This is a genomic window from Spartinivicinus poritis (genome assembly GCF_028858535.1).
Lineage (GTDB): Bacteria > Pseudomonadota > Gammaproteobacteria > Pseudomonadales > Zooshikellaceae > Spartinivicinus > Spartinivicinus poritis.
The window spans coordinates 26,536-45,379 of the sequence record NZ_JAPMOU010000021.1 but is presented as its reverse complement, the minus strand read 5'-3'; the positions used below and the strand labels follow the sequence as shown (position 1 = coordinate 45,379).

Below are 18,844 nucleotides of genomic sequence, written 5' to 3'. Positions count from 1 at the left end.
CGTTTCAATCAGTCTCTGGCAGGTAGTTTAATAATTGCAATATTATAATTTATCTATAGCTGATTTAAATAACGGCCCATTCGCTATTTTCAAAATCTTTTTCGCGTAATTAGGATCCGTTGCATAACCTGCCTGTTGTAATGCATTCAAAAACTGTTCCGGATTATCACGCTTAGTCAATGCTGTTTTATAACGCGGGTTTACTTGCAAAAAATCCATATAATCATTAATACTGGCGGCAATTGAGTCATAGGAGCGGAACGCTGCTTTTTCTTTTATGGCAATCCCTTGCCGGTATTCAGTGGTATTAACATGGGTTTTATCTCCCTGCCAACGCCGATCAGCTTTAATACCAAATAAGTTATAGCTGGAGTTACCGTCTTTATGCTGAATAATATGTTTTCCCCAGCCAGTTTCTAATGCCGCTTGAGCAACTAGTACCGCCGGGTTAAAACCAAAAGCACTGGTGAGCTTTTTGGCAATCGGATAAACATGTTTTATGAACGCTTCGGGGCGACTAAACTTATTAGGGTCTATCCCTGTACCCGTCAACTGACTTAGTATATTTGTCAGTTTGGTTGTTATCGGTTGATGATGACTATCCGCTATAAGTTTTTCCTCTCCGACCATTACAGCATTATAAAGAGGAGGATGTTTTGCTTGTGTTGGGTTATCCTTGCGTTGATTTTCGTTTAGTTTACCTTCCTGTTCTGGAGGAGCTTTCATCGCTTGCACATAACTTAACGTATAAGATAGCTGCCGTTGCTTAGCCGCTTGATCAAATGGCATTGGTGCCACTTGAGGTTGACTGACAGCAGCTTGTGGAGCCATCTGTTTGATCAACATATCTGCCAACCCAATGCCTTTTCCTTTAGATAACTCTACCGATAACTGACTATCAAACATTTCCTCAAAAAATTGTGTTTCATTACTATTGAAATAATTGCCTTCTTTAAATACCTGGTTAGCAGCTCTCATGCTTTTTAACAACATATGAGTAAATAACGATTCAAACTCTTTGGCAACTTTCTCTAACGCTTGGGTCGGATTTTTTTTCTCAAGCCCTTTTAAGTTTTGCAAACTATTTAATTGGGTGTACATACTTGCAGGCTGATGTTCCATAGCCTAATCCTCCCAAAGTTACACAGACATACATTGATTCAAGGTGAACTGTTTTTATCACTAAATGACGACCAAATCTGCCTTCAATGCTCCCACTTCTTTCAGTGCCTCTAATATTGCCATTAAATCACCAGGGGCAGCACCCACCTGATTAACTGCTCGGACAATTTCATTTAAAGTGACACCCGGTTTAAATAAAAACATTTTATTACTTTCCTGCTCAACACCTAAATTCGACTGTGGTACCACTACGGTGTCCCCTCCCCCCAGTTCATTGGGTTGACTGACTGCCGCGTCTTCACTAATCGTGACGACTAAATTGCCGTGGGTGACTGCCGCAGGTGACACTCTGACATGTTTACCGATAACAATAGTACCTGTACGGGAATTAATGACTACTTTTGCTGGCGCTTCACCTGGGTCAATTTCCAAATTTTCCAACACTGACATATAAGTCACTCGCTGGGAAGGGTCGAGTGGTGCAGTAACTTCGATAGAACCGCCATCGATGGCTTTAGCGATATTTGGTCCAAGCAACTGGTTTATTTGATCACTCACTCTTTTGGCTGAGGTAAAATCATAACGGTTTAAGTTGAGCATAATTTTATTATGGCGATTAAAACCACTAGGGACCGCTCGCTCAACCGTTGCACCATTAGGTATACGGCCTACACTGGGTACATTAATAGTTATTTTAGAACCATCAGCGCCTTCAACACCTAATCCACCGACGACTAAATTACCTTGGGCAATGGCATACACTCGCCCATCAGCACCTTTTAATGGGGTCAATAATAAACTCCCCCCACGTAAGCTTTTAGCATTACCAATAGAAGAAACCGTAATATCAATTTTTTGCCCTGGTTTTGCAAATGGGGGTAAATCAGTATGAATCGCAACCGCCGCTACATTTTTTAATTGAGGATTAATCCCAGGAGGCAAGTTAATGCCAAATTCCCGCAACATGCTCATAAATGACTGTGAAGTAAACTGGGTTTGACTGGTTTTATCGCCAGTACCATCTAAACCAACGACAAGCCCATAACCAACCAGCTGGTTAGACCTGACCCCAGCAATACTGGCTAAGTCTTTTAGCCGTTCGGCAGTGGCACTTAATGACCCCATCACGAATAACCAGCCTACTAACAATTTAGTGATTGTATTCGTTACATTAATTGCTACTTGTCTATTCACAGCAAATTTTTCCCATACACTTAAGATACAAAATCACACTTACCATTTTGTTTTATGCCCAAAATAGGCTTTTTTAGTTCCCTTTCAGACTGTCGAAAACGCTATCCCCCCTTTTTCAAAGGGGGAAGTTGGATTGTGCTATAGTTTTACCCCCTCCTTTTACAACAAACTCCAATCGTGTTGTCATGCATTTAAGAAAAAGCATTTTCGTTAAAATGGAAAAAATGCACTTAAAATTAACCGGGTAATCCAACCGGCGGTGTTGGAATCGGCTAATTCACCCCGACCACTGTATGTAATTCGTGCATCAGCGACTTTTTGGGAAGACACTACATTATCTGGGCCTATATCATCTGGTCTGACCATTCCGGTAATCCGAATATATTCGTCACCACGGTTTAACGTCAGCCATTTTTCTCCTCGCACTTTTAATAAACCATTTGGTAATACTTCTGCCACCGTTACCGTAATATTGCCACTTAAACTATTGCTTTGTTCTGATTCAGTTTCTGCTTCAAACTCTCGATCAGCCGATAACGTTGTTGCCAGACTTAAATCGTTCCCAAATAAACCTTTTGCAGTTTTCCCTAATACAGTGGGGTTTGCTACAGTCGCATCAGTATTTTTGCTCAGTTCAGTATCTGCTTCTTTTTTTGCCCGAGTCGACTCATTTAATTGAATCGTTATAATATCGCCCACCCGATGGGCTTTACGATCTTCGTATAACGTAATTTCAAAACCGGCCTGGTAAATAGCGCCATTATTTAATTCAGCTGGTTTCGGCGTGGCAGGATAAACTGGGGCATATGCTGGATCATTAGGCTCTGCAGGTAATGAAATACAACCAGGTAAAACGAATATTGATGCAGCCATAGCAATAATTAATAAATTTCTGGATTTCATTATTACGACTCCCTAAGCAGCTGCTACAAGTTTTATGACTATCGCTTAATCCTGATCAAACATTTTGATTAACAAACTGCAACATTTGATCTGCTGTTGCAATGACTTTTGAGTTCATTTCATAAGCGCGTTGGGTGGTAATCATATTGACCATTTCCTCCACCACACTGACATTAGAGCTTTCCAATGTATATTGTTTAAGAAACCCTAAACCGTCCTGTCCCGGCGTGCCTTCAACTGGATCACCACTGGCGCCAGTCGCTAAAAATAAATTACTTCCCATTGCCTGCAAGCCACCAGGGTTAACAAAATCCACTAGCGTAATTTGCCCCAATTGTTGTGGTTGAACATTACCTGGCGTTTGAATAGTGACTGTTCCATCTTCACCCACCGTAAAATTAGTGGCATCTCTGGGTACGGTGATACCAGGCTCTAGTGGTAAGCCATTTCCATTTACCACATCACCATCTGAATTTAAATGAAATTGTCCATTTCGAGAATAAGCAATGGTGCCATCCGGTAATAATATTTGAAAAAAACCACGACCATTGATTGCTACATCAAGCGGCTGTTCCGTCGTTTGAAAGCCCGTAGTTGAAAATACTTTTTGGGTGCTCACCACCCTTACACCAGTACCTATTTGTAAGCCAGAGGGAATTTGATTATCTTGAGTTGACTGTGCACCCGGTTGCCGCTGGATCTGATAAAATAAGTCTTCAAACTCTGCTCTATCTCTTTTAAAACCTACCGTCGCCACATTCGCCAAATTATTAGCGACCACTGATAGTTGTTTATCTTGGGCATGCATGCCGGTCTTGCTAATCCAAAGAGAAGGGTGCATAGCAGTGCTCCTAACATCCTATTTCCTAACTTTTGCTAACCAATTTGCAATATGCGCGCCATTGCCTGTGCATTTTCATCAGCCCGGCTCATCATTTTTACATGGACTTCATACTGACGAGCTAATGATAATAAGTGGATCATTTCTTCTACAGCACTCACATTACTTCCTTCTAAAAAACCAGCCACTAATCTGACATTAGCATCAGGCAGTACGGCAGCTGCACCGTCTTCTTTTAATTTAAATAAACCATTTTCATCTTTTTCCAGTTGTTCTAGTGGAGGATTGACCAATCGAATTCGATCAATTTGTGCTAATTCCTGTGGCCCTTGGCCCCGTGGACGAATGCTGATTGTGCCATCAAGACCAATTTCAAGTTTGTCAAACTCTGGAACAACAATAGGCGCTCCATCGCCAAGTACCTGCAAATTATTGCCGGTATAAAGCTGTCCATTAGGCCCAATAGATAAATTGCCTACCCGAGTATAACGCTCTGTGCCATCAGGGCCTATTACAGCAATCCAGCCATCACCTTTGATGGCTACATCGAAATCATTACCCGTCTCTTGAAGCCAACCAGGATTATAATTGGTAGCCGGATTTTCGGTTAATGCATAGGCACGGCTGGGATAAAACTCTCCAAATACTGGCATCGACCGGGCTTGCTCAAAATCAGCCTTAAACCCAGTAGTATTCACATTTGCCAAATTATTGGCTCGAATTGCTTGCGCCTGCATATTCTGCATAGCCCCTGTCATGGCTATATATAATGCTTTATCCATAAGAGTTAATACCAATAATTAATCAAATCAGGAATATCTCTGCAAAAAAAAAACCAGCTTTAGGTAGAACACCTTTAAAGCTGGTTTTTTATATCATTACAATTAAAAAGTAAGAATTGATGCCCTTCACGAAGGGTATATCATTATCTTAAGTTAATTATTGTTTGGGTAATCGTATCTTCCGTTTGAATGGTTTTTGCATTAGCCTGATAATTACGTTGGGCAATAATTAAATTCACTAACTCCTCAGCCACATCCACATTCGACTCTTCTAAAGAACCAGACTCCACTGAGCCTAACACCCCTGTTCCTGGTGCACCCACCACAGGTTCTCCAGAATCTATTGACTCTATCCAGGCAGTTTTTCCTATCGGTGTTAACCCCTGCGGATTAACAAAATTAGCCATAGCTAACTGGCCTAAAACTGAATTTTGTCCATTGGTATAACGGGCAAATAAAATACCTTCCTGACTAACATCTAAATCCGTCAAACGCCCTACTCCAAAACCATTTTGGGTTAAACTATCAACCGCAAATGGGCTCCCAAATTGTGTTGAGTTTGCAATATCAATAACAAAATTAGAGCTGGTGGGTGGTTCAGGTAATGGCAATACATCACCACCCGCTGAAATATTAACAGGCTGTAGTGCATTAATAGGGTCACCATTCGTATCAAGAGGAACCCAGTTAGTAATGACGATAGGATTGGTTGTGACTAAATTTCCTTCTCGATCAAATTGCACCGAAAACCTTGATCGTGTGGCAGCGCCTCCTGGCACAATAGGGTCACCCACATCTTGACCATCAATCAATATATACATACTCCAGTCACTGACATTAGGCGTTGATGCCATATCCGGTTCTTTCACAAAATAGGAAGTCATGTTATGAGGATTACCTAAACTGTCGAATATTTGTACTTGAGTCGCGTGATTATAGGTTGACTGGTCATTAGGGTTAAAATCGTTTTCAACAAAAGGCGTATAAGTCAGTGGCAAATTAAAGATGTTTGAGATCGTCGCAGGTAATGTGGGTGCTGCTATTTGAACATTTTCCTCTAATTGAAACGAAAGTTCACCCCCAACCGTCACCGTATTGCCATCGGTAACATTCACCGCCGCGCCTGCATTAGTAAAACTGGTAGTTGTGGCTCCTTGAACTGGAATTCCCGCTCCTACCCCAGTATTGTTTATGGCAACCCTGATATCATCCCCGGTATTATTAAATATTCGAATTTCATTGGGGGCTGCGGCATCAATCGCTGCACTTATCCCCGTTAAATTAGAAATGGCCGTTGCCAGCTCATTCACATTATTCACAGTGGTTAAGCTCACTGCCTGACCATTGATACTAATGGATGACCCTGCTACAGCAGCTCCCCCTAACGGCAAAGTGGTCACATCCACCTTAGCTCTAGCATTAGCGCTGGCACTGATTATACCATTATTAGCACCTAACTGTGCTATCTCAGCGGCAATCGCTCCAGCCGATAAATTCGCTACACTCGGCACAGCTAAGGTTGCCAGTGTAGTTGCTGGTGTCTGCGAGACATTTTGTAAAAGAAAACTACCTGCCGTATAACCGTTATTAATGCCAGTCTGGGCATTGGCAATAATCACGGCATTGGCTTGTGAAGTAGTGCCTCGAGTGGCTAATACGGTTTCTCTTGAATCAACATTAAAACTGATGTCAACATTACTGGTTAACCGTGGATCTTGAAATTGTTCACCGACTTGCAAATCTGACAATACACCAGGCACAATAGCCCCGGTTGCATCAGCAATAAACCCTTGTAAAAAGTCACCTGCATTGGTGACGATCTGCCCATCTCTATTAACACCAAAAATGCCCTGTCGTGTGTAATTAACGCCATCAGATGCCCGCGTAATAAAAAACCCAGTTCCATTGATTGATAAGTCTAAGTTACGCTCAGTCGGCTTAAGATTACCTTGGTTAAATTGCTGTGCAACCGCTTGTACAATAACACCATTACCCGCTTGACTAGCACTACCACCAAATGACCGCGAAAATAAATCATGAAACTCAGCCCTTGAGTTTTTAAAGCCTATTGTACTCCCATTCGCTATGTTATTGCCTATTGCATCCAAATCGATAGTGGCTGCTTTTAAACCGCTTAAGCCAGTATTAAATCCCATACGACTATCCTCTCAGCATAACTGACTGCTACAGGTATGATCTCAAATGAGAGACTTCCCTGAAATAGATACTACACTTGCTGTACTACATTGATATACCGTATATAGTGGGTATATTCATGAAGCTGGTTTTTACCTAATAAATGAAATTAAGGGCACCTCTAATAATTATTATTGAATCCGTTTCACTTCATTGAGTCTCACTTCTCCTTGTACTCCCTCAACATTTAATAACACATTATTCAAGCCACCCAAGGTAACACTATTTACATTGGCTCCTAACAAGGTATTTAATGGCACTTGCTTCCCATCAATCAGGGTATAAGCTTTAAATTGGTATTTTCCTGCAGGTTGGGTTTGATTATTATTGTCTTTTCCATCCCAACTAATATCTAACTCACCTGCCGGCTGCTTACCTAAATTCATTTGTTTTATAGGTTGATTACTACTACTGCTGTATATTTCAACGAATAAATTATTAATCGGCTGCGGTATATCAACCATCCCTACCACCTTGCCTCCCGCCTCCAGTTCAGTATAAGAAGTGGGTACCAATACTTTTCGTCCCACTAATGCTGAAGCCTGCAATGCCTGACTGGAATTAAAGGCACTCGCCATTGACTCAACTGTTTGATTCAGGTTTGTTATTCCTTCAACTGAACTGAATTGAGCCAGCTGAGCAACAAACTCTTCATTTTTTTGTGGGTTCAGTGGGTCCTGATGCTTCATTTGGGTAATCATCAATTCTAAAAACTGATTCTTACCTAACTCCGTATTGGTATTATTCTGTTTCGGCTGTTGCAGTTGGTATTTTTCAATGACTGCATTAGTCGCATTAGTGTTACTATTATTTGTTATCGGCGTGCTCATTGGAACACCTCACAGAACCTTCAATCAACAAAAATACAATGCTACCCTTACTGCCCTAATGTCAGCACCTTCTGTAGCATTGTTTTTGCCGTATTCATAATTTCCACATTCGTTTGAAATGAACGAGAGGCTGAAATCATATCGGTCATTTGCTCTACCACATTAATATTTGGGTAAAAAACATATCCTTCATCATTTGCCATTGGATGATCAGGTTCATAACGCCTTTCTAAAGGTGCCTTACTTTCAACAATGGCTTTTACCATAACCCCTTTTTCAGACTGCTGTTGCGGTTCATGCAATAACTGATTAAAAGAAAGGTGCTGTTGCTGTGGGCTGATAGCAGTAAATACGGGGTACCGAGCCCGATAGGTTTGATCAATGCTACTGCTTGCTGCTTCTGCATTAGCAATATTGCTAGCCACTGTATTAAGCCGAACCGATTGGGCTGACATACCTGACCCAGAAATATTAAACACATTGACTAAAGCCATTGCTATTGCCCCTTAATCACCTTGATTAAACCTTTAAACTTGCTATTTAAGAACTCAAAGCTACTTTGATAATCCATTGCATTCCGGGCATAAATGGCATACTCCTGTTGGGTATCAACTGTATTACCATCAATGGCAGGCTGAATTGGAATGCGATATAACAAGTCCACATCCTGTTTCTGCGATAAGCCAGCTAAATGGTCTTGATGAGTTTGCTGCAACGGCAACTTCTTGCCAGTTTGTTGCTCATTCACCCGATTTAGTACTTGCTTAAAATCGATATCACGTGCTTTAAAACCAGGCGTATCACTATTGGCCAAATTGTCCGCCAATAGCTCAGCACGCTTTCCTCTTAACAATAGTGCTTGCGGGTGAACCCCTAATGCTTGATCAAAACCAATAGCCATTTTCGAAATTACCACCTGTTAGCTCTGCGCTAGTCATTGCCATTCAGCAATTCCAGAGCAATGCCTATGCCAAATAAAAAATACAATAATTACAAGGATTTAGTGATTATTCCGCTAATGCCGTGCGGCAATCCGGTGCCACACTTTTTGGGTTTATGGGCATCATCCAGAATAGTGATTTTTTGCGCAAGCAAGTAAGTAAGTACTTTGAATAGGGCCACTCTATATAAAAACACAGAAAGCCCCAAAGAGTGTGCATTTTTTAGTAATGCCCTTATTGCTATTTTATACAAAGGGAATTTTATAATTGGGGGTTAAAACAATATTCCGATTAGCTAACTCTTTCACCAGACTACTGAAAATATCCATGTAGCCCAGCGAAACGAGGGGCATTAACACCAACACGTCAAAAATGGTTATCTTTCAAATAAGGCTTACTTATTTGTGCTACAAATATTTAATGGTGAAATCCATGATTGCTATCAGATGAACTGATAGCAGATTCTAAGTCACTTAAGCAATCTACTACCTTAACACTGGCAGACTCCATTGTTTCCAAGTGCTTTAATACTTCCTCATGGTTGCCAGCTAACTGTGCTTCAATTGCCTGAATACCACTCGTATGGACCAGTTTATGAGGCTCTTCTAAATGCCGATAGGCCATTAAATTCTGATAGTTTTTACCATCACCATGATAATACCACTCCCCTAGCCGACAATTCTCATGGTTAACAATGGCACCTTCCTGAACGGGCAATTGATGAATTAAATGGCGATAGATCGTTACCTTCCATGCAACATGGTCAAGCTTAACCGTTTGGATAAAACTAGTATTCGCTGACTCTTCAATAATACCTTGCATCTGCCGTGACATATTTAATACTTCATTAACCGTATTACCAATATCCTCTGTTTCTTGATTAACTGCCGTTGTCGCTTCCACCATTTTTTGTATTTGCGCCGTGCTCACTTGGGTACCTTGCACTACAGTGTCCACCAATGTGGAAATTTCATCACTGGCTTCCCCTGCTTTTTGAGCTAAGTTACGGACTTCATCTGCCACCACAGCAAACCCTCTACCGGTTTCGCCTGCACGCGCAGCTTCAATTGCAGCATTAAGTGCTAATAAGTTGGTTTGCTCGGAAATATCACGGATTACCCCTACAAATTGCGTAATTTGTGAGGCCACTTTTTCTAAGTTTTGGACACTATCTGCGCTATCAGTCGCTACATCACTAATACCACTGACACGCGTTCTTAATGCATCAAGCAAATTACCTGTATTAACAAACAGGTTATCCGCCTCCATTAAATTCCCTTTTTCGCTCAACAATTGGTGCGCAGCACTAGCCAATGCTTCCCTGATATTTTGAATCATTTGCTCACCATAAAAAAAGGTGTTGATTAACTGCTTCAGGTTTTCTGCGCCGCCTTTTGCTTCCCTCACTAAGTCATCTCTGCCATGCTCAGCCTCGTAAACGTTTTTTTCCAGTTCAGCAACTTTATCCCTTAGCTGTTGATTTTCTTGCTCCAAAGTAAAACACTGCTGCTTATATTTATTAGATCCAAACATAACAGAGCCTTTGTTTAAAACTAAAATAATCTAAAGAGACTGAAACCTTTCTTAATAGTGAAGCATAGAAGGTAATTGTCGCTTTTGTTAACTATTTGTGCCTATTTAATTGCTCAAGCTAATCAGTTTCGACCTAAAGAAATACCAGCTCCGTTCACTTCAGCTATTTACACTCTTTCATCAATCAATCGGGATGTATTATCAACTGGTAGCGATGACTGCTGAAATCGTTGCAATAATTGCTGTTGTTGTTCAGTAATAGCAATAGTATTGTTGGGCCTATCGGCTGCAAGCTGAGCGTTAGCACTGGGTATTACGACCTGATTTTGCTGATTGGCTGTTGGTTGAAGCTGGGTAGCTATTGCTTCACGATTTGCAGGTACCACCTGAGTAGGGGCTATTTCAGTAGTGGTATGGTTAGACGTTGGATTGGCAGTGAAAGTTGAAGGGCTTCGATTTAGCTCATCATTGACTAAGCCGTTATTCGTATTGGCTTGATCAGGTGCACGACTCACTACCGGTAGTTGTATCGGCAATTGAGAAAAGCCACCTATACCATTGATCAGCATTGAGCGCCCCACCCTGTGTATGGAAATGATTTGCTACATACAAGTTAAACCAGTTTAATGATTTTCTCCACTTTGAAGGGAATGTAAGTTATCTTAACATTAGTTTTTGTACGGCTTGCCGCATTTGTTTAATCAGTGGCTGCTTGGCTAACCCTGTTAAATTCCGTAAGCGTTCCCAACTATATTGTTGCATTACTTTTTTTATCCATAAATGTTGCTCTGACTCTGTCAATAACTGCCATTGTTTAGGGTGCTGTTGAATTTGCACTTGCAGCCAATTTCTTAACGGTACAATGCAGGTTTCATATTGCCGATTACCAAAACCAAATGCATACACATCTTGTTGATCTTGAGTTGATAGTTCGATGTTATTCTGTTGGTTACTCGTTAAAATGGCAGTAACGATTTTTTCATCCAAGTCTGTCCACAACTCAGCTAACTGTGAAATAAAATGCAGGTGAAACCGAGCGCTCATTTCGACCATTTGTTCAATCGCCTCAGCTGAAACAGGTTTTGCCATTATCAATGCATAACAGCCACTGCTCGCTTCCCTGGTAATACCCAGCCTGAGAGGTAAAAAACCTAATGACTGCCAAAAGCCCTGCAACTGTAGTGTAACACCATAAGCAACCGCCAAGTAGTCTTGCTCTGCTTTCACTTGATCATAAATATGAGCTATTAACTGTCGCCCTACTCCTTGCCGCTGAATAGCTGGATGAAGGGCTATACGGATAATTCTGACACAACGCAATCCTGCGACTTGTTGATAACCACCATGAGCGACCAACGTTTGTGGTACTAGGTGCCCTTTAGGACGCCGTTTAGCTAAATAAATAGCCTGGGCTAACTCCTCGTCTAGCCCCCCTTCCAATGCAGTTAAGCTGGCTGCAACGACCTCGCCATGATAAACCCCTAACCAAATCTGTAAATTGGGGCCATCCAATAAGTGTCTTAAATCACCAGGCGTGGTACGGTAATGAGCCATGATCAACAACCCAAATAAACGCCTTAATAATTGTGGCTGTTGCACCAGCTCCTCAGACGATACTTTTTTAAATATCAGGTCATCACTCGTAAAATTAATTAATTGCTCATCGGCGACGGGCTCTGCATCCAGTAGCAACGCATCAAACCCAAAATTTTCTAATGGGTCATTTGACTGCCAACGAATCGGCTGAGTTAAACTCAGTGCCCGCCATTGGGGCCTGATGCGATTTAACATAGGTTGAAAGCGAATGGTAAACCCTCGCCCTGTTCCTTCATAACCATGTACTGTGGTAGCAAATACAATACGAGTATAATGTTGTGTCCAGCGGTTTAATAAATCGGGAGGAATAGCAGCAGCTTCATCAATAAATAGTACATCAGCTGCTGGCATTTCATGACTGAGATCGTCTGGGGTCAAATAATGCAACCAACTATTAGTATTCGTATCGCTATAAATCAATTTAGGTTGTAATTGCCAGTCAATCGTTAAATAGGTTGCAGCATGGTTAAATAAGGTATTCACAGCCTCGAAATTAGGGGCCGTCACTAAAATTCGCTTGCCTTGTTGCAACAGTTTCCCAGCAGCAATACCCAGCGCGGCTGACTTACCTCGCCCACGATCTGCCGTAATTACCAAAGGACGTTTACGATGTCCTGTCGCCACTTTTATTATGCCTGCTACTGCTTCAACTTGATCTTGGGTAATACAACCATCTTCCGCAACACCATCACCTATATCAACTGCTGGCTGCAAACTGGAGTCAACCTCAACGGTTGGTAGCGGTTGGCCTTGCTGCCACTTGATAAACAACGGGCGTGGTTTATCAAGTGCTGCTACCAGCCACGTTAAAAAAGCACCTTGCACTGAATCTGCAGTATAAGGCAGTACGGTCAACTGATGATATTCTGGGTCATTAAATTCAGCCCAGGTGGCTAGTGGTGGCGTCAATAGAAGTAGTAGCCCCCCTCCAGTCAACGTACCCGTTATCGCGGCAAAATGATCAGGGTTAAAACCTGTGAATGCATCATAAACTAAAAGCTGGCTTTCTCTACCTAAATACTCTCGCACTTGTTGTGGTGCTATCACCGTTATTCCCTGATGCCGCAAATTATCATTGGTTACCCAATAGCTAGACGTTACTGGCCCCAACAGAGTAACCAGTTGGCTGGCCTGTTGTTGAGTCCATGCTTGCTCACCCGCAATAATGATAGTGGCACGATATTGACTAGCCGTTGCTTGTTGTTTAATAACGGCCAACCAATGACTAAGCTGCTGTTGCAAAAAAAATACCTCACCTGACTTCTGGTTATCTGCTTTCGTGGCATTATTTTATTAATACTACGTTATTTAAGCTGTAGAGGCCGTTCAATATTTGTTCAAAGACACTCCTTCAACCAAGCCTTAACAGGGCCTAATCGAATACAACACTTTCTATTAACTTTTCTACTATCTCAACAGGTGTATCTGCAATAAGTAAACGATTAAAGTCTTTTTCTGCAATCAGCTGGTTAGCCACTCCTTCCTCTAAAAAAGCCAGTAAGTGATTGTAGTAGCCATGGTGATTAAGAATAGCTATGGGTTTATTATGCAAACCCACTTGGGCCCAGGTTAATACTTCGAACAATTCATCAAGAGTACCCAAACCACCAGGTAAAACCAAAAAGCAATCTGCCAGACTGGCCATTTTTTCTTTTCTGGTTGCTAAACTGCTAACCTCAAACCACTCTGTTAATCCCGCATGCGCCCTTTCTCTAGCCACCAGCAGGCTAGGCATAACGCCAATCACTTCGCCTTTAAGTGCTAATACATGATCAGCCAAGATCCCCATCAACCCATCATTGGCACCGCCATAGACCACACCTATCTTGTTTTTTATTAACGCTATGGCCAGCTGCTGAACCATGGTAGGCAAACTAGGATCTAACCCAGGCCTTGATGCACAAAAAATATTAACCCGCATTCATTACCTCACGATACCCTAGTGGCACAAGCGCTACGCTAGCCATTTCTGAGCTCAAAAAGCTATGCAACATTAGGGTGTATTCAACAATTGTCTTAAACTATGCTATTTTATCGGCTATTATTGGAACATTTTTACTAAAATCAACTACCCTAATACTTTAGAAGTAGTATTTTTCTTAATACTTATAATAGCGCTATGAAAAAGCATACAATCTTTCTACTTGCCATACTCTTTACTTTTGGACAAGAAACAATCTACTTTCATAGTAAAGCTCAAGCGGCATCCCGAACGAGTCTTTCTATTTGGGATATTGACCGCTCCCACATACTAAAGTGGACACTTTGGAGCTTCAACAGTGAGTTTCAAATAAAGGTGGTCAACGATCAGGCCGAGCAGTGGGTTCAAACCGGTTTTAGTGGCTTTGCTGAAGGAGAGTATCGTCGTATACCCCACCCTACTCTGGGGTATATTGGATTTGTTGCGGGTAGCACTTATACCAGCCGAATGGGGCTACCCTGTCGTAATTATGTGATTAGAGTGGAAGCCAGCCAGGATGCCTTCCCAGCAATGGCCTGCTATCAACATAACAGCTGGCAATATACGCGTTCTGTTTTTTAAACAAAAGGCTCCAAATACCTTATAGTGGTCAATGGGTAAAGTTAGGTTATAGTACTCCAAGACATTTATTTTCTGGCAAGGTGCTTTTTTGCAGACACTCTTTATAAGGACAACATAGGGGCCTAGTGCAAGAAAAAGAACACAGCCAGAAGATAAGTGGAGAAACAGTGGTTACCTTATTTTGCGCGTGAACCACTGCGCTTAAGACCAATTATCCGGAGGTAATCTGTTAGGCTACCCTTGTTAACATGGTCTAGAGGGACAACCTCATTTACTACAAAGATAATATTTAACCATTAACTGCTTAGCCTTCCCCTATCACGCCCTCAAGACTCTCAGTTGCTATACTGTTAAGCAGCTCAGTTTAATAACTGAACTTCTGAAGATAAACCTAAGCGTGTTGGGGCTCGTAAGATGAGTAAGTTAGGTAATAATCAATTAGCCAACCACATTATCGCATGGTTTTTTTTACTTACTCTGTCTTTTCTTGGCTGTTATTACCTGATCAGCCATGCAGTTTATATCAGCAGCCTACGAACACAAGCAAGTAGCATCGCGGATATGGTCACTCATATCGGTCATTGGGCAGGTCAGTTTAAAGGAGGTATTTGGGTTAAATCAGGTGTTCGGGAACACTTTAACCCACAAGACTATCTAGAGAAAAAAACCTATGTCACCGAGCAACAAAAGGATGATAAAAAAAGAACCATCATTGACCATTACCACTTAAAAAATCCATCCCTCATTCAGAGGGAGGTATCTGATATTACATTACAAAACAATGCAAATGTTATATTCCGTATTACCTCTGACAATTTTCTAAACCCTCACAATGCACCTAATAGATTTGAGCAAACCGCAATAGCATTAATTAAAGACGAGTTCCATAGACATGAATATTATCAAAAAACCTACAATCGTTTTCTATATGCACGGGAGATTACTGCAGAAAAATCCTGCTTAAGCTGCCATGGAGACCCCAAAAATGCGCCTAAAAAGTTACAAGAACTTTACCCTGGAGACAGCGGCTTTAACTACGAACAAGGGCGTTTAGCGGGAATTGTCAGTGTTTCATTACCTTATGATAGTGGGATACTCACACTACTGAAAAGCATTAATCTTTACTCATTATTAGCTATAGGGTTGTTTTTTATCCTGTTAATTTGTTTTATTTCCTATATTCTTATCTTCGTAGTCAGCCCCATCAAAAAAATAACCACAGAAGCATCAAAAGCGATCCAAACTATTCATCAAGATAGAGAAGAAAGCATAACTTTATTTCACACAGAATATAAATCCAGCACCGAAATAAATGATTTAAACAAGCAATTTAAGACGTTATACAGCCTTGTCCAAGACTTAAAAAAATTTATCAAAATGCATGATTTTTAGGCAGTGGGGCAGGAACTGAAGAAGTGAAGTCCAAAATACAACAAGGGGCTATTAAGCCCCTTTATTACTACTTTAGCGGCGGCATCGTTTTCGGGTACTGAAAAACAGGCAGGCTAGGGTAAAACTAAACAGTGCAATAATTGAAGGCTCATGCACACTGATTAACCTTACAATATAGTTTCCATTCATGGTACCAGAGGACCAGGTATTATCGATATTAAGTACCAAGTTATTACCACTTGGAGGTATTGGCGGTATTACGGTATCTGTCGAATCAAAGTTTAGTACAGATAAATTTGGGTTGGTTAAATTAATAAATACCATGGCAGCTGTTATATTATCAACCGGAGTATGAATACCAGGCACGCCTTCCATATCAAAAATAGCCCAATCAATTAATGACTGAAATCCAGTACCATAGTTTGGATCCATATCATCCACTGTGAACATACCGAACAACACCATGGGATTAACCGTATCTTCTACTTGAAATGAAACCAATGCACTATGCCCTTTGGTAGGGAGAAGCACGATCATCGACATTAACGAGCAAATAAAAACTAACTGCCTAACTGATGTGAATGTTTTCATACAAGCCTACCTTTTGCTGGTTTTTTTGAATCCGTTACCTCTAATAAGGCAAGTGCTGTACCAACGCTTATTAATCAGTCACTTATAGATTTTTACCAGCTAACCCAGCAGGTTTTGTATAAAAACACAACAGCTATTTCGAGATTATTTCTATTTTATTGATGAATTTCTTACGTTTTTTCATTAAAACAATTATTCGTTAAGCAATGATATCGTTTGGCCCATAGCACTACTACGTTCTGCCAGTTGAATAATTTTAATGACTGCCAACGCCTGTTCGACTGTTACAGCAACTGTTTTACTCTCCATAATAGCCTGGGCAATATTTCTAAAATAGTGCTGATAGCCGCCTAACAGGGTTGGGTAAATAGTTTCTTTTTCTTCCTGAAACAACATACCATGCTTTGCGTCTAACTCTCTTGCCCAGCTTTCACTAGCAGGCCCTCCACCCTGTTTTAGCTGATCCTCTTGCGGGTCTAAACCATATTTAACAAAACTGCCTTTAGTGCCTTCCACTTGAAAGCGTAAGCCAGGACCTGCAGAAAACGGGCTGGAACGAAGTACTACTTCATGATTGGGATAATGCAACTGCACATGAAAATAATCCGTCACCTGTGAGTTTTCTCTGAGCGCACGACAACAAGCAGTGATTGCTTTTGGCCAGCCAAATAAACATAATGCCTGATCAACCAAGTGAGAACCCAAGTCATACCAAATACCAGTACCCTCACCTGCCTGCTCACGCCAGCGTTGTCGAACTGTCGGTCGAAACCGGTCAAAGTGAGATTCAAATAAACGAATTTCACCCAGTGCTTTTGTTTCAATTAAATGGTTAATGGTTAAAAAATCCCCATCCCAACGGCGGTTATGATAGGTCGACAGTACTAGTCCTTTTTCTTTCGCCAACGCAATCAACTCTTCTCCCTGCGCTACCTGAGTAACAAATGGCTTTTCCACAATCACATGTTTGCCATTGGCTAGGGCTAATTTGGCTAAGTCATAATGGGTATCATTAGGTGAAGTAATAATTACCAGTTCTGTCGTATTGTCTTTTATTAATTGTTCAGCCGTATCATAAACCTGGATGCCTGGGTTGTCGGCTAATACTTGTTCGCTTTTACTCGAACTGATTGCAGTCAGCTCAAATTCATTCAAATGCTTAATAAAGGGTAAATGAAAGGTCTGAGCGGAGAAACCATAACCAATAATACCTGTTTTTATCATCTATAAAACCTTAACAGCTCGTGATTTTTTGACAACAAATAACCTTTGCAATATTAAAAGCTGTATTTTCAATATTCTGTTCAGCATTTGTTAACGCATCAGTTAAATTCATGACCCCTGGTACGACACTAAAGACTGCATCAATCCCTTGTTGATAAACGGCTTGGTAGTTATCTCCCAAACTCCCGGCTAATGCAATGACACTACAGTTATACTGTTTAGCCAATTTAGCAATACCTATAGGCGTTTTACCGTGAATGGTTTGACCATCTATTTTACCCTCACCCGTAATTACCAAGTCTGTATCAGCTAAATAATTTTCTAACTTAATAGCATCTAATACGATATTAATACCGCTTTGCAATTGGGCAGGTAAACCCGCTAATAAGGCAAAGCCTAAACCACCTGCGGCACCAGCACCAGGCACAACAGCCATCTCTTGTTGTAAGGTTTGCTCCACAGCCGTTGCATAATGACTTAAATGATTTTCCAGCCGTTGTAGCATCGTTACATCAGCCCCTTTTTGGGGACCATAAGTATAAGTAGCCCCGTTGGGACCTAATAACGGGTTATCCACATCACAGGCAACTTTACATACAACACTTTGCAACCGGCTATCTAAATGGCTAAGATCCACCTGTTGCAGATCGGCCAACCCTTCAGCCCCTAAAGCGACCACATCTCCTGCTTTATTTAATAAGCGGGCCCCTAAAGCCTGTAACATCCCAGCGCCCCCATCATTGGTGGCACTACCACCTAAACCGATAACCAGCTTTTTAGCACCTGCATTCAGTGCTTCAATAATCAGCTCTCCGATGCCATAACTCGTTGCTTTTAGCGGGTTACGTTGCTTAGCCGGTACTTTCGCCAACCCCACTGCCTCAGCTACCTCAATCACCGCCGTCACCCCATCACCTAATAACCCCCAGCAAGCATCAGTGGGCTCTCCCATTGGTCCAGTTATACGACAGCTAAATTTATTGCCATTGGTACCCGCCACCATTGCATCAACCGTTCCTTCCCCGCCATCTGCTACTGGTAGTTTAATTAATTCAGCATCAGGCAATACCTGTTTAACACCTCGCGCAATCGCCTCCGCCACTTCAATACTGGAGAGGCTTTCTTTAAAGGAATCAGGTGCAATGACAATTTTCATT

General features: G+C 41.4%; 18 protein-coding genes and 1 pseudogene. 2 read left to right on the top strand and 17 right to left on the bottom strand.

What is annotated here, in order from left to right:
* Nucleotides 1–42: 42 nt before the first annotated feature.
* The 14 genes and pseudogenes from flgJ to ORQ98_RS16150 all read right to left on the bottom strand — a co-directional run bounded on the left by flgJ (nucleotide 43) and on the right by ORQ98_RS16150 (nucleotide 13,859).
* Nucleotides 43–1,122 carry a flagellar assembly peptidoglycan hydrolase FlgJ gene (gene flgJ, locus ORQ98_RS16210; protein WP_274689849.1) on the bottom strand — a complete coding sequence of 360 codons (1,080 nt, stop codon included), beginning with the start codon at nucleotides 1,120–1,122 and terminating at the stop codon, nucleotides 43–45.
* A 60-nt stretch (nucleotides 1,123–1,182) separates the two neighbouring features.
* Nucleotides 1,183–2,247, bottom strand: a complete 1,065-nt coding sequence (locus ORQ98_RS16205) for a flagellar basal body P-ring protein FlgI (RefSeq protein WP_274689892.1) — start codon at nucleotides 2,245–2,247, stop codon at nucleotides 1,183–1,185.
* A 279-nt stretch (nucleotides 2,248–2,526) separates the two neighbouring features.
* Nucleotides 2,527–3,219 carry a flagellar basal body L-ring protein FlgH gene (flgH, locus tag ORQ98_RS16200; RefSeq protein ID WP_274689848.1) on the bottom strand — a complete coding sequence of 231 codons (693 nt, stop codon included), beginning with the start codon at nucleotides 3,217–3,219 and terminating at the stop codon, nucleotides 2,527–2,529.
* 55 nt (nucleotides 3,220–3,274) lie between these two features.
* On the bottom strand, nucleotides 3,275–4,060 hold the full coding sequence (gene flgG / locus ORQ98_RS16195) for a flagellar basal-body rod protein FlgG (protein ID WP_274689847.1): 786 nt from the start codon (nucleotides 4,058–4,060) through the stop codon (nucleotides 3,275–3,277).
* A 35-nt stretch (nucleotides 4,061–4,095) separates the two neighbouring features.
* Entirely contained in the window at nucleotides 4,096–4,842 is a 747-nt protein-coding gene (locus ORQ98_RS16190) for a flagellar basal body rod protein FlgF (protein ID WP_274689846.1), read from the bottom strand.
* Between the two features lie 143 nt (nucleotides 4,843–4,985).
* On the bottom strand, nucleotides 4,986–6,998 hold the full coding sequence (locus ORQ98_RS16185; RefSeq protein ID WP_274689845.1) for a flagellar hook-basal body complex protein: 2,013 nt from the start codon (nucleotides 6,996–6,998) through the stop codon (nucleotides 4,986–4,988).
* Between the two features lie 171 nt (nucleotides 6,999–7,169).
* Nucleotides 7,170–7,868 carry a flagellar hook assembly protein FlgD gene (locus ORQ98_RS16180; RefSeq protein ID WP_274689844.1) on the bottom strand — a complete coding sequence of 233 codons (699 nt, stop codon included), beginning with the start codon at nucleotides 7,866–7,868 and terminating at the stop codon, nucleotides 7,170–7,172.
* 47 nt (nucleotides 7,869–7,915) lie between these two features.
* The gene (gene flgC / locus ORQ98_RS16175) at nucleotides 7,916–8,362 is read right to left on the bottom strand and encodes a flagellar basal body rod protein FlgC (RefSeq protein WP_274689843.1); all 447 of its coding nucleotides are present in this window, start codon (nucleotides 8,360–8,362) and stop codon (nucleotides 7,916–7,918) included.
* Nucleotides 8,363–8,364: 2 nt separating this feature from the next.
* Complete coding sequence (gene flgB / locus ORQ98_RS16170; RefSeq protein ID WP_274689842.1) at nucleotides 8,365–8,769, bottom strand: flagellar basal body rod protein FlgB; 405 nt, start codon at nucleotides 8,767–8,769, stop codon at nucleotides 8,365–8,367.
* Nucleotides 8,770–9,226: 457 nt separating this feature from the next.
* Nucleotides 9,227–9,631: a CZB domain-containing protein gene (locus ORQ98_RS29625; RefSeq protein WP_425347691.1), complete on the bottom strand. Its 405-nt coding sequence runs from the start codon at nucleotides 9,629–9,631 to the stop codon at nucleotides 9,227–9,229.
* A pseudogene (locus ORQ98_RS29620) lies at nucleotides 9,614–9,928 on the bottom strand (methyl-accepting chemotaxis protein); the annotation flags it as partial. The gene ORQ98_RS29625 and the pseudogene ORQ98_RS29620, both read right to left, overlap by 18 nt.
* Nucleotides 9,929–10,509: 581 nt before the next feature.
* Nucleotides 10,510–10,911: a hypothetical protein gene (locus ORQ98_RS16160; protein ID WP_274689840.1), complete on the bottom strand. Its 402-nt coding sequence runs from the start codon at nucleotides 10,909–10,911 to the stop codon at nucleotides 10,510–10,512.
* An 88-nt stretch (nucleotides 10,912–10,999) separates the two neighbouring features.
* Entirely contained in the window at nucleotides 11,000–13,180 is a 2,181-nt protein-coding gene (locus ORQ98_RS16155; RefSeq protein ID WP_274689839.1) for a tRNA(Met) cytidine acetyltransferase TmcA, read from the bottom strand.
* 130 nt (nucleotides 13,181–13,310) lie between these two features.
* Nucleotides 13,311–13,859, bottom strand: coding sequence for an LOG family protein (locus ORQ98_RS16150; RefSeq protein WP_274689838.1), 549 nt, complete (start codon nucleotides 13,857–13,859; stop codon nucleotides 13,311–13,313).
* A gap of 198 nt (nucleotides 13,860–14,057) precedes the next feature.
* On the opposite strand from ORQ98_RS16150, the gene ORQ98_RS16145 reads away from it, so the two are divergent.
* A complete protein-coding gene (locus ORQ98_RS16145; RefSeq protein WP_274689837.1) occupies nucleotides 14,058–14,480 on the top strand; it encodes a hypothetical protein in 423 nt (140 codons plus the stop codon).
* A 414-nt stretch (nucleotides 14,481–14,894) separates the two neighbouring features.
* Nucleotides 14,895–15,872 (top strand): Tll0287-like domain-containing protein, encoded by a 978-nt coding sequence (locus ORQ98_RS16140; RefSeq protein ID WP_274689836.1) that lies wholly within the window; start codon nucleotides 14,895–14,897, stop codon nucleotides 15,870–15,872.
* 72 nt (nucleotides 15,873–15,944) lie between these two features.
* On the opposite strand, the gene ORQ98_RS16135 is transcribed toward ORQ98_RS16140, so the two are convergent.
* From ORQ98_RS16135 to ORQ98_RS16125, 3 genes are all read right to left on the bottom strand, one after another.
* On the bottom strand, nucleotides 15,945–16,463 hold the full coding sequence (locus tag ORQ98_RS16135) for a hypothetical protein (protein WP_274689835.1): 519 nt from the start codon (nucleotides 16,461–16,463) through the stop codon (nucleotides 15,945–15,947).
* Nucleotides 16,464–16,655: 192 nt separating this feature from the next.
* Nucleotides 16,656–17,687 carry an oxidoreductase gene (locus ORQ98_RS16130; RefSeq protein WP_274689834.1) on the bottom strand — a complete coding sequence of 344 codons (1,032 nt, stop codon included), beginning with the start codon at nucleotides 17,685–17,687 and terminating at the stop codon, nucleotides 16,656–16,658.
* 10 nt (nucleotides 17,688–17,697) lie between these two features.
* Nucleotides 17,698–18,843, bottom strand: a complete 1,146-nt coding sequence (locus ORQ98_RS16125) for a glycerate kinase family protein (RefSeq protein WP_274689833.1) — start codon at nucleotides 18,841–18,843, stop codon at nucleotides 17,698–17,700.
* Nucleotide 18,844 lies beyond the last annotated feature (1 nt).

Coding starts and splice junctions, on each gene's coding strand:
- flgJ (WP_274689849.1), bottom strand. CDS start 1,122: ATGGAACATCAGCCTGCAAGTATGTACACCCAATTAAATAGTTTGCAA.
- ORQ98_RS16205 (WP_274689892.1), bottom strand. CDS start 2,247: ATGGGGTCATTAAGTGCCACTGCCGAACGGCTAAAAGACTTAGCCAGT.
- flgH (WP_274689848.1), bottom strand. CDS start 3,219: ATGAAATCCAGAAATTTATTAATTATTGCTATGGCTGCATCAATATTC.
- flgG (WP_274689847.1), bottom strand. CDS start 4,060: ATGCACCCTTCTCTTTGGATTAGCAAGACCGGCATGCATGCCCAAGAT.
- ORQ98_RS16190 (WP_274689846.1), bottom strand. CDS start 4,842: ATGGATAAAGCATTATATATAGCCATGACAGGGGCTATGCAGAATATG.
- ORQ98_RS16185 (WP_274689845.1), bottom strand. CDS start 6,998: ATGGGATTTAATACTGGCTTAAGCGGTTTAAAAGCAGCCACTATCGAT.
- ORQ98_RS16180 (WP_274689844.1), bottom strand. CDS start 7,868: ATGAGCACGCCGATAACAAATAATAGTAACACTAATGCGACTAATGCA.
- flgC (WP_274689843.1), bottom strand. CDS start 8,362: ATGGCTTTAGTCAATGTGTTTAATATTTCTGGGTCAGGTATGTCAGCC.
- flgB (WP_274689842.1), bottom strand. CDS start 8,769: ATGGCTATTGGTTTTGATCAAGCATTAGGGGTTCACCCGCAAGCACTA.
- ORQ98_RS29625 (WP_425347691.1), bottom strand. CDS start 9,631: ATGCAAGGTATTATTGAAGAGTCAGCGAATACTAGTTTTATCCAAACG.
- ORQ98_RS16160 (WP_274689840.1), bottom strand. CDS start 10,911: ATGCTGATCAATGGTATAGGTGGCTTTTCTCAATTGCCGATACAACTA.
- ORQ98_RS16150 (WP_274689838.1), bottom strand. CDS start 13,859: ATGCGGGTTAATATTTTTTGTGCATCAAGGCCTGGGTTAGATCCTAGT.
- ORQ98_RS16145 (WP_274689837.1), top strand. CDS start 14,058: ATGAAAAAGCATACAATCTTTCTACTTGCCATACTCTTTACTTTTGGA.
- ORQ98_RS16140 (WP_274689836.1), top strand. CDS start 14,895: ATGAGTAAGTTAGGTAATAATCAATTAGCCAACCACATTATCGCATGG.
- ORQ98_RS16135 (WP_274689835.1), bottom strand. CDS start 16,463: ATGAAAACATTCACATCAGTTAGGCAGTTAGTTTTTATTTGCTCGTTA.
- ORQ98_RS16130 (WP_274689834.1), bottom strand. CDS start 17,687: ATGATAAAAACAGGTATTATTGGTTATGGTTTCTCCGCTCAGACCTTT.
- ORQ98_RS16125 (WP_274689833.1), bottom strand. CDS start 18,843: ATGAAAATTGTCATTGCACCTGATTCCTTTAAAGAAAGCCTCTCCAGT.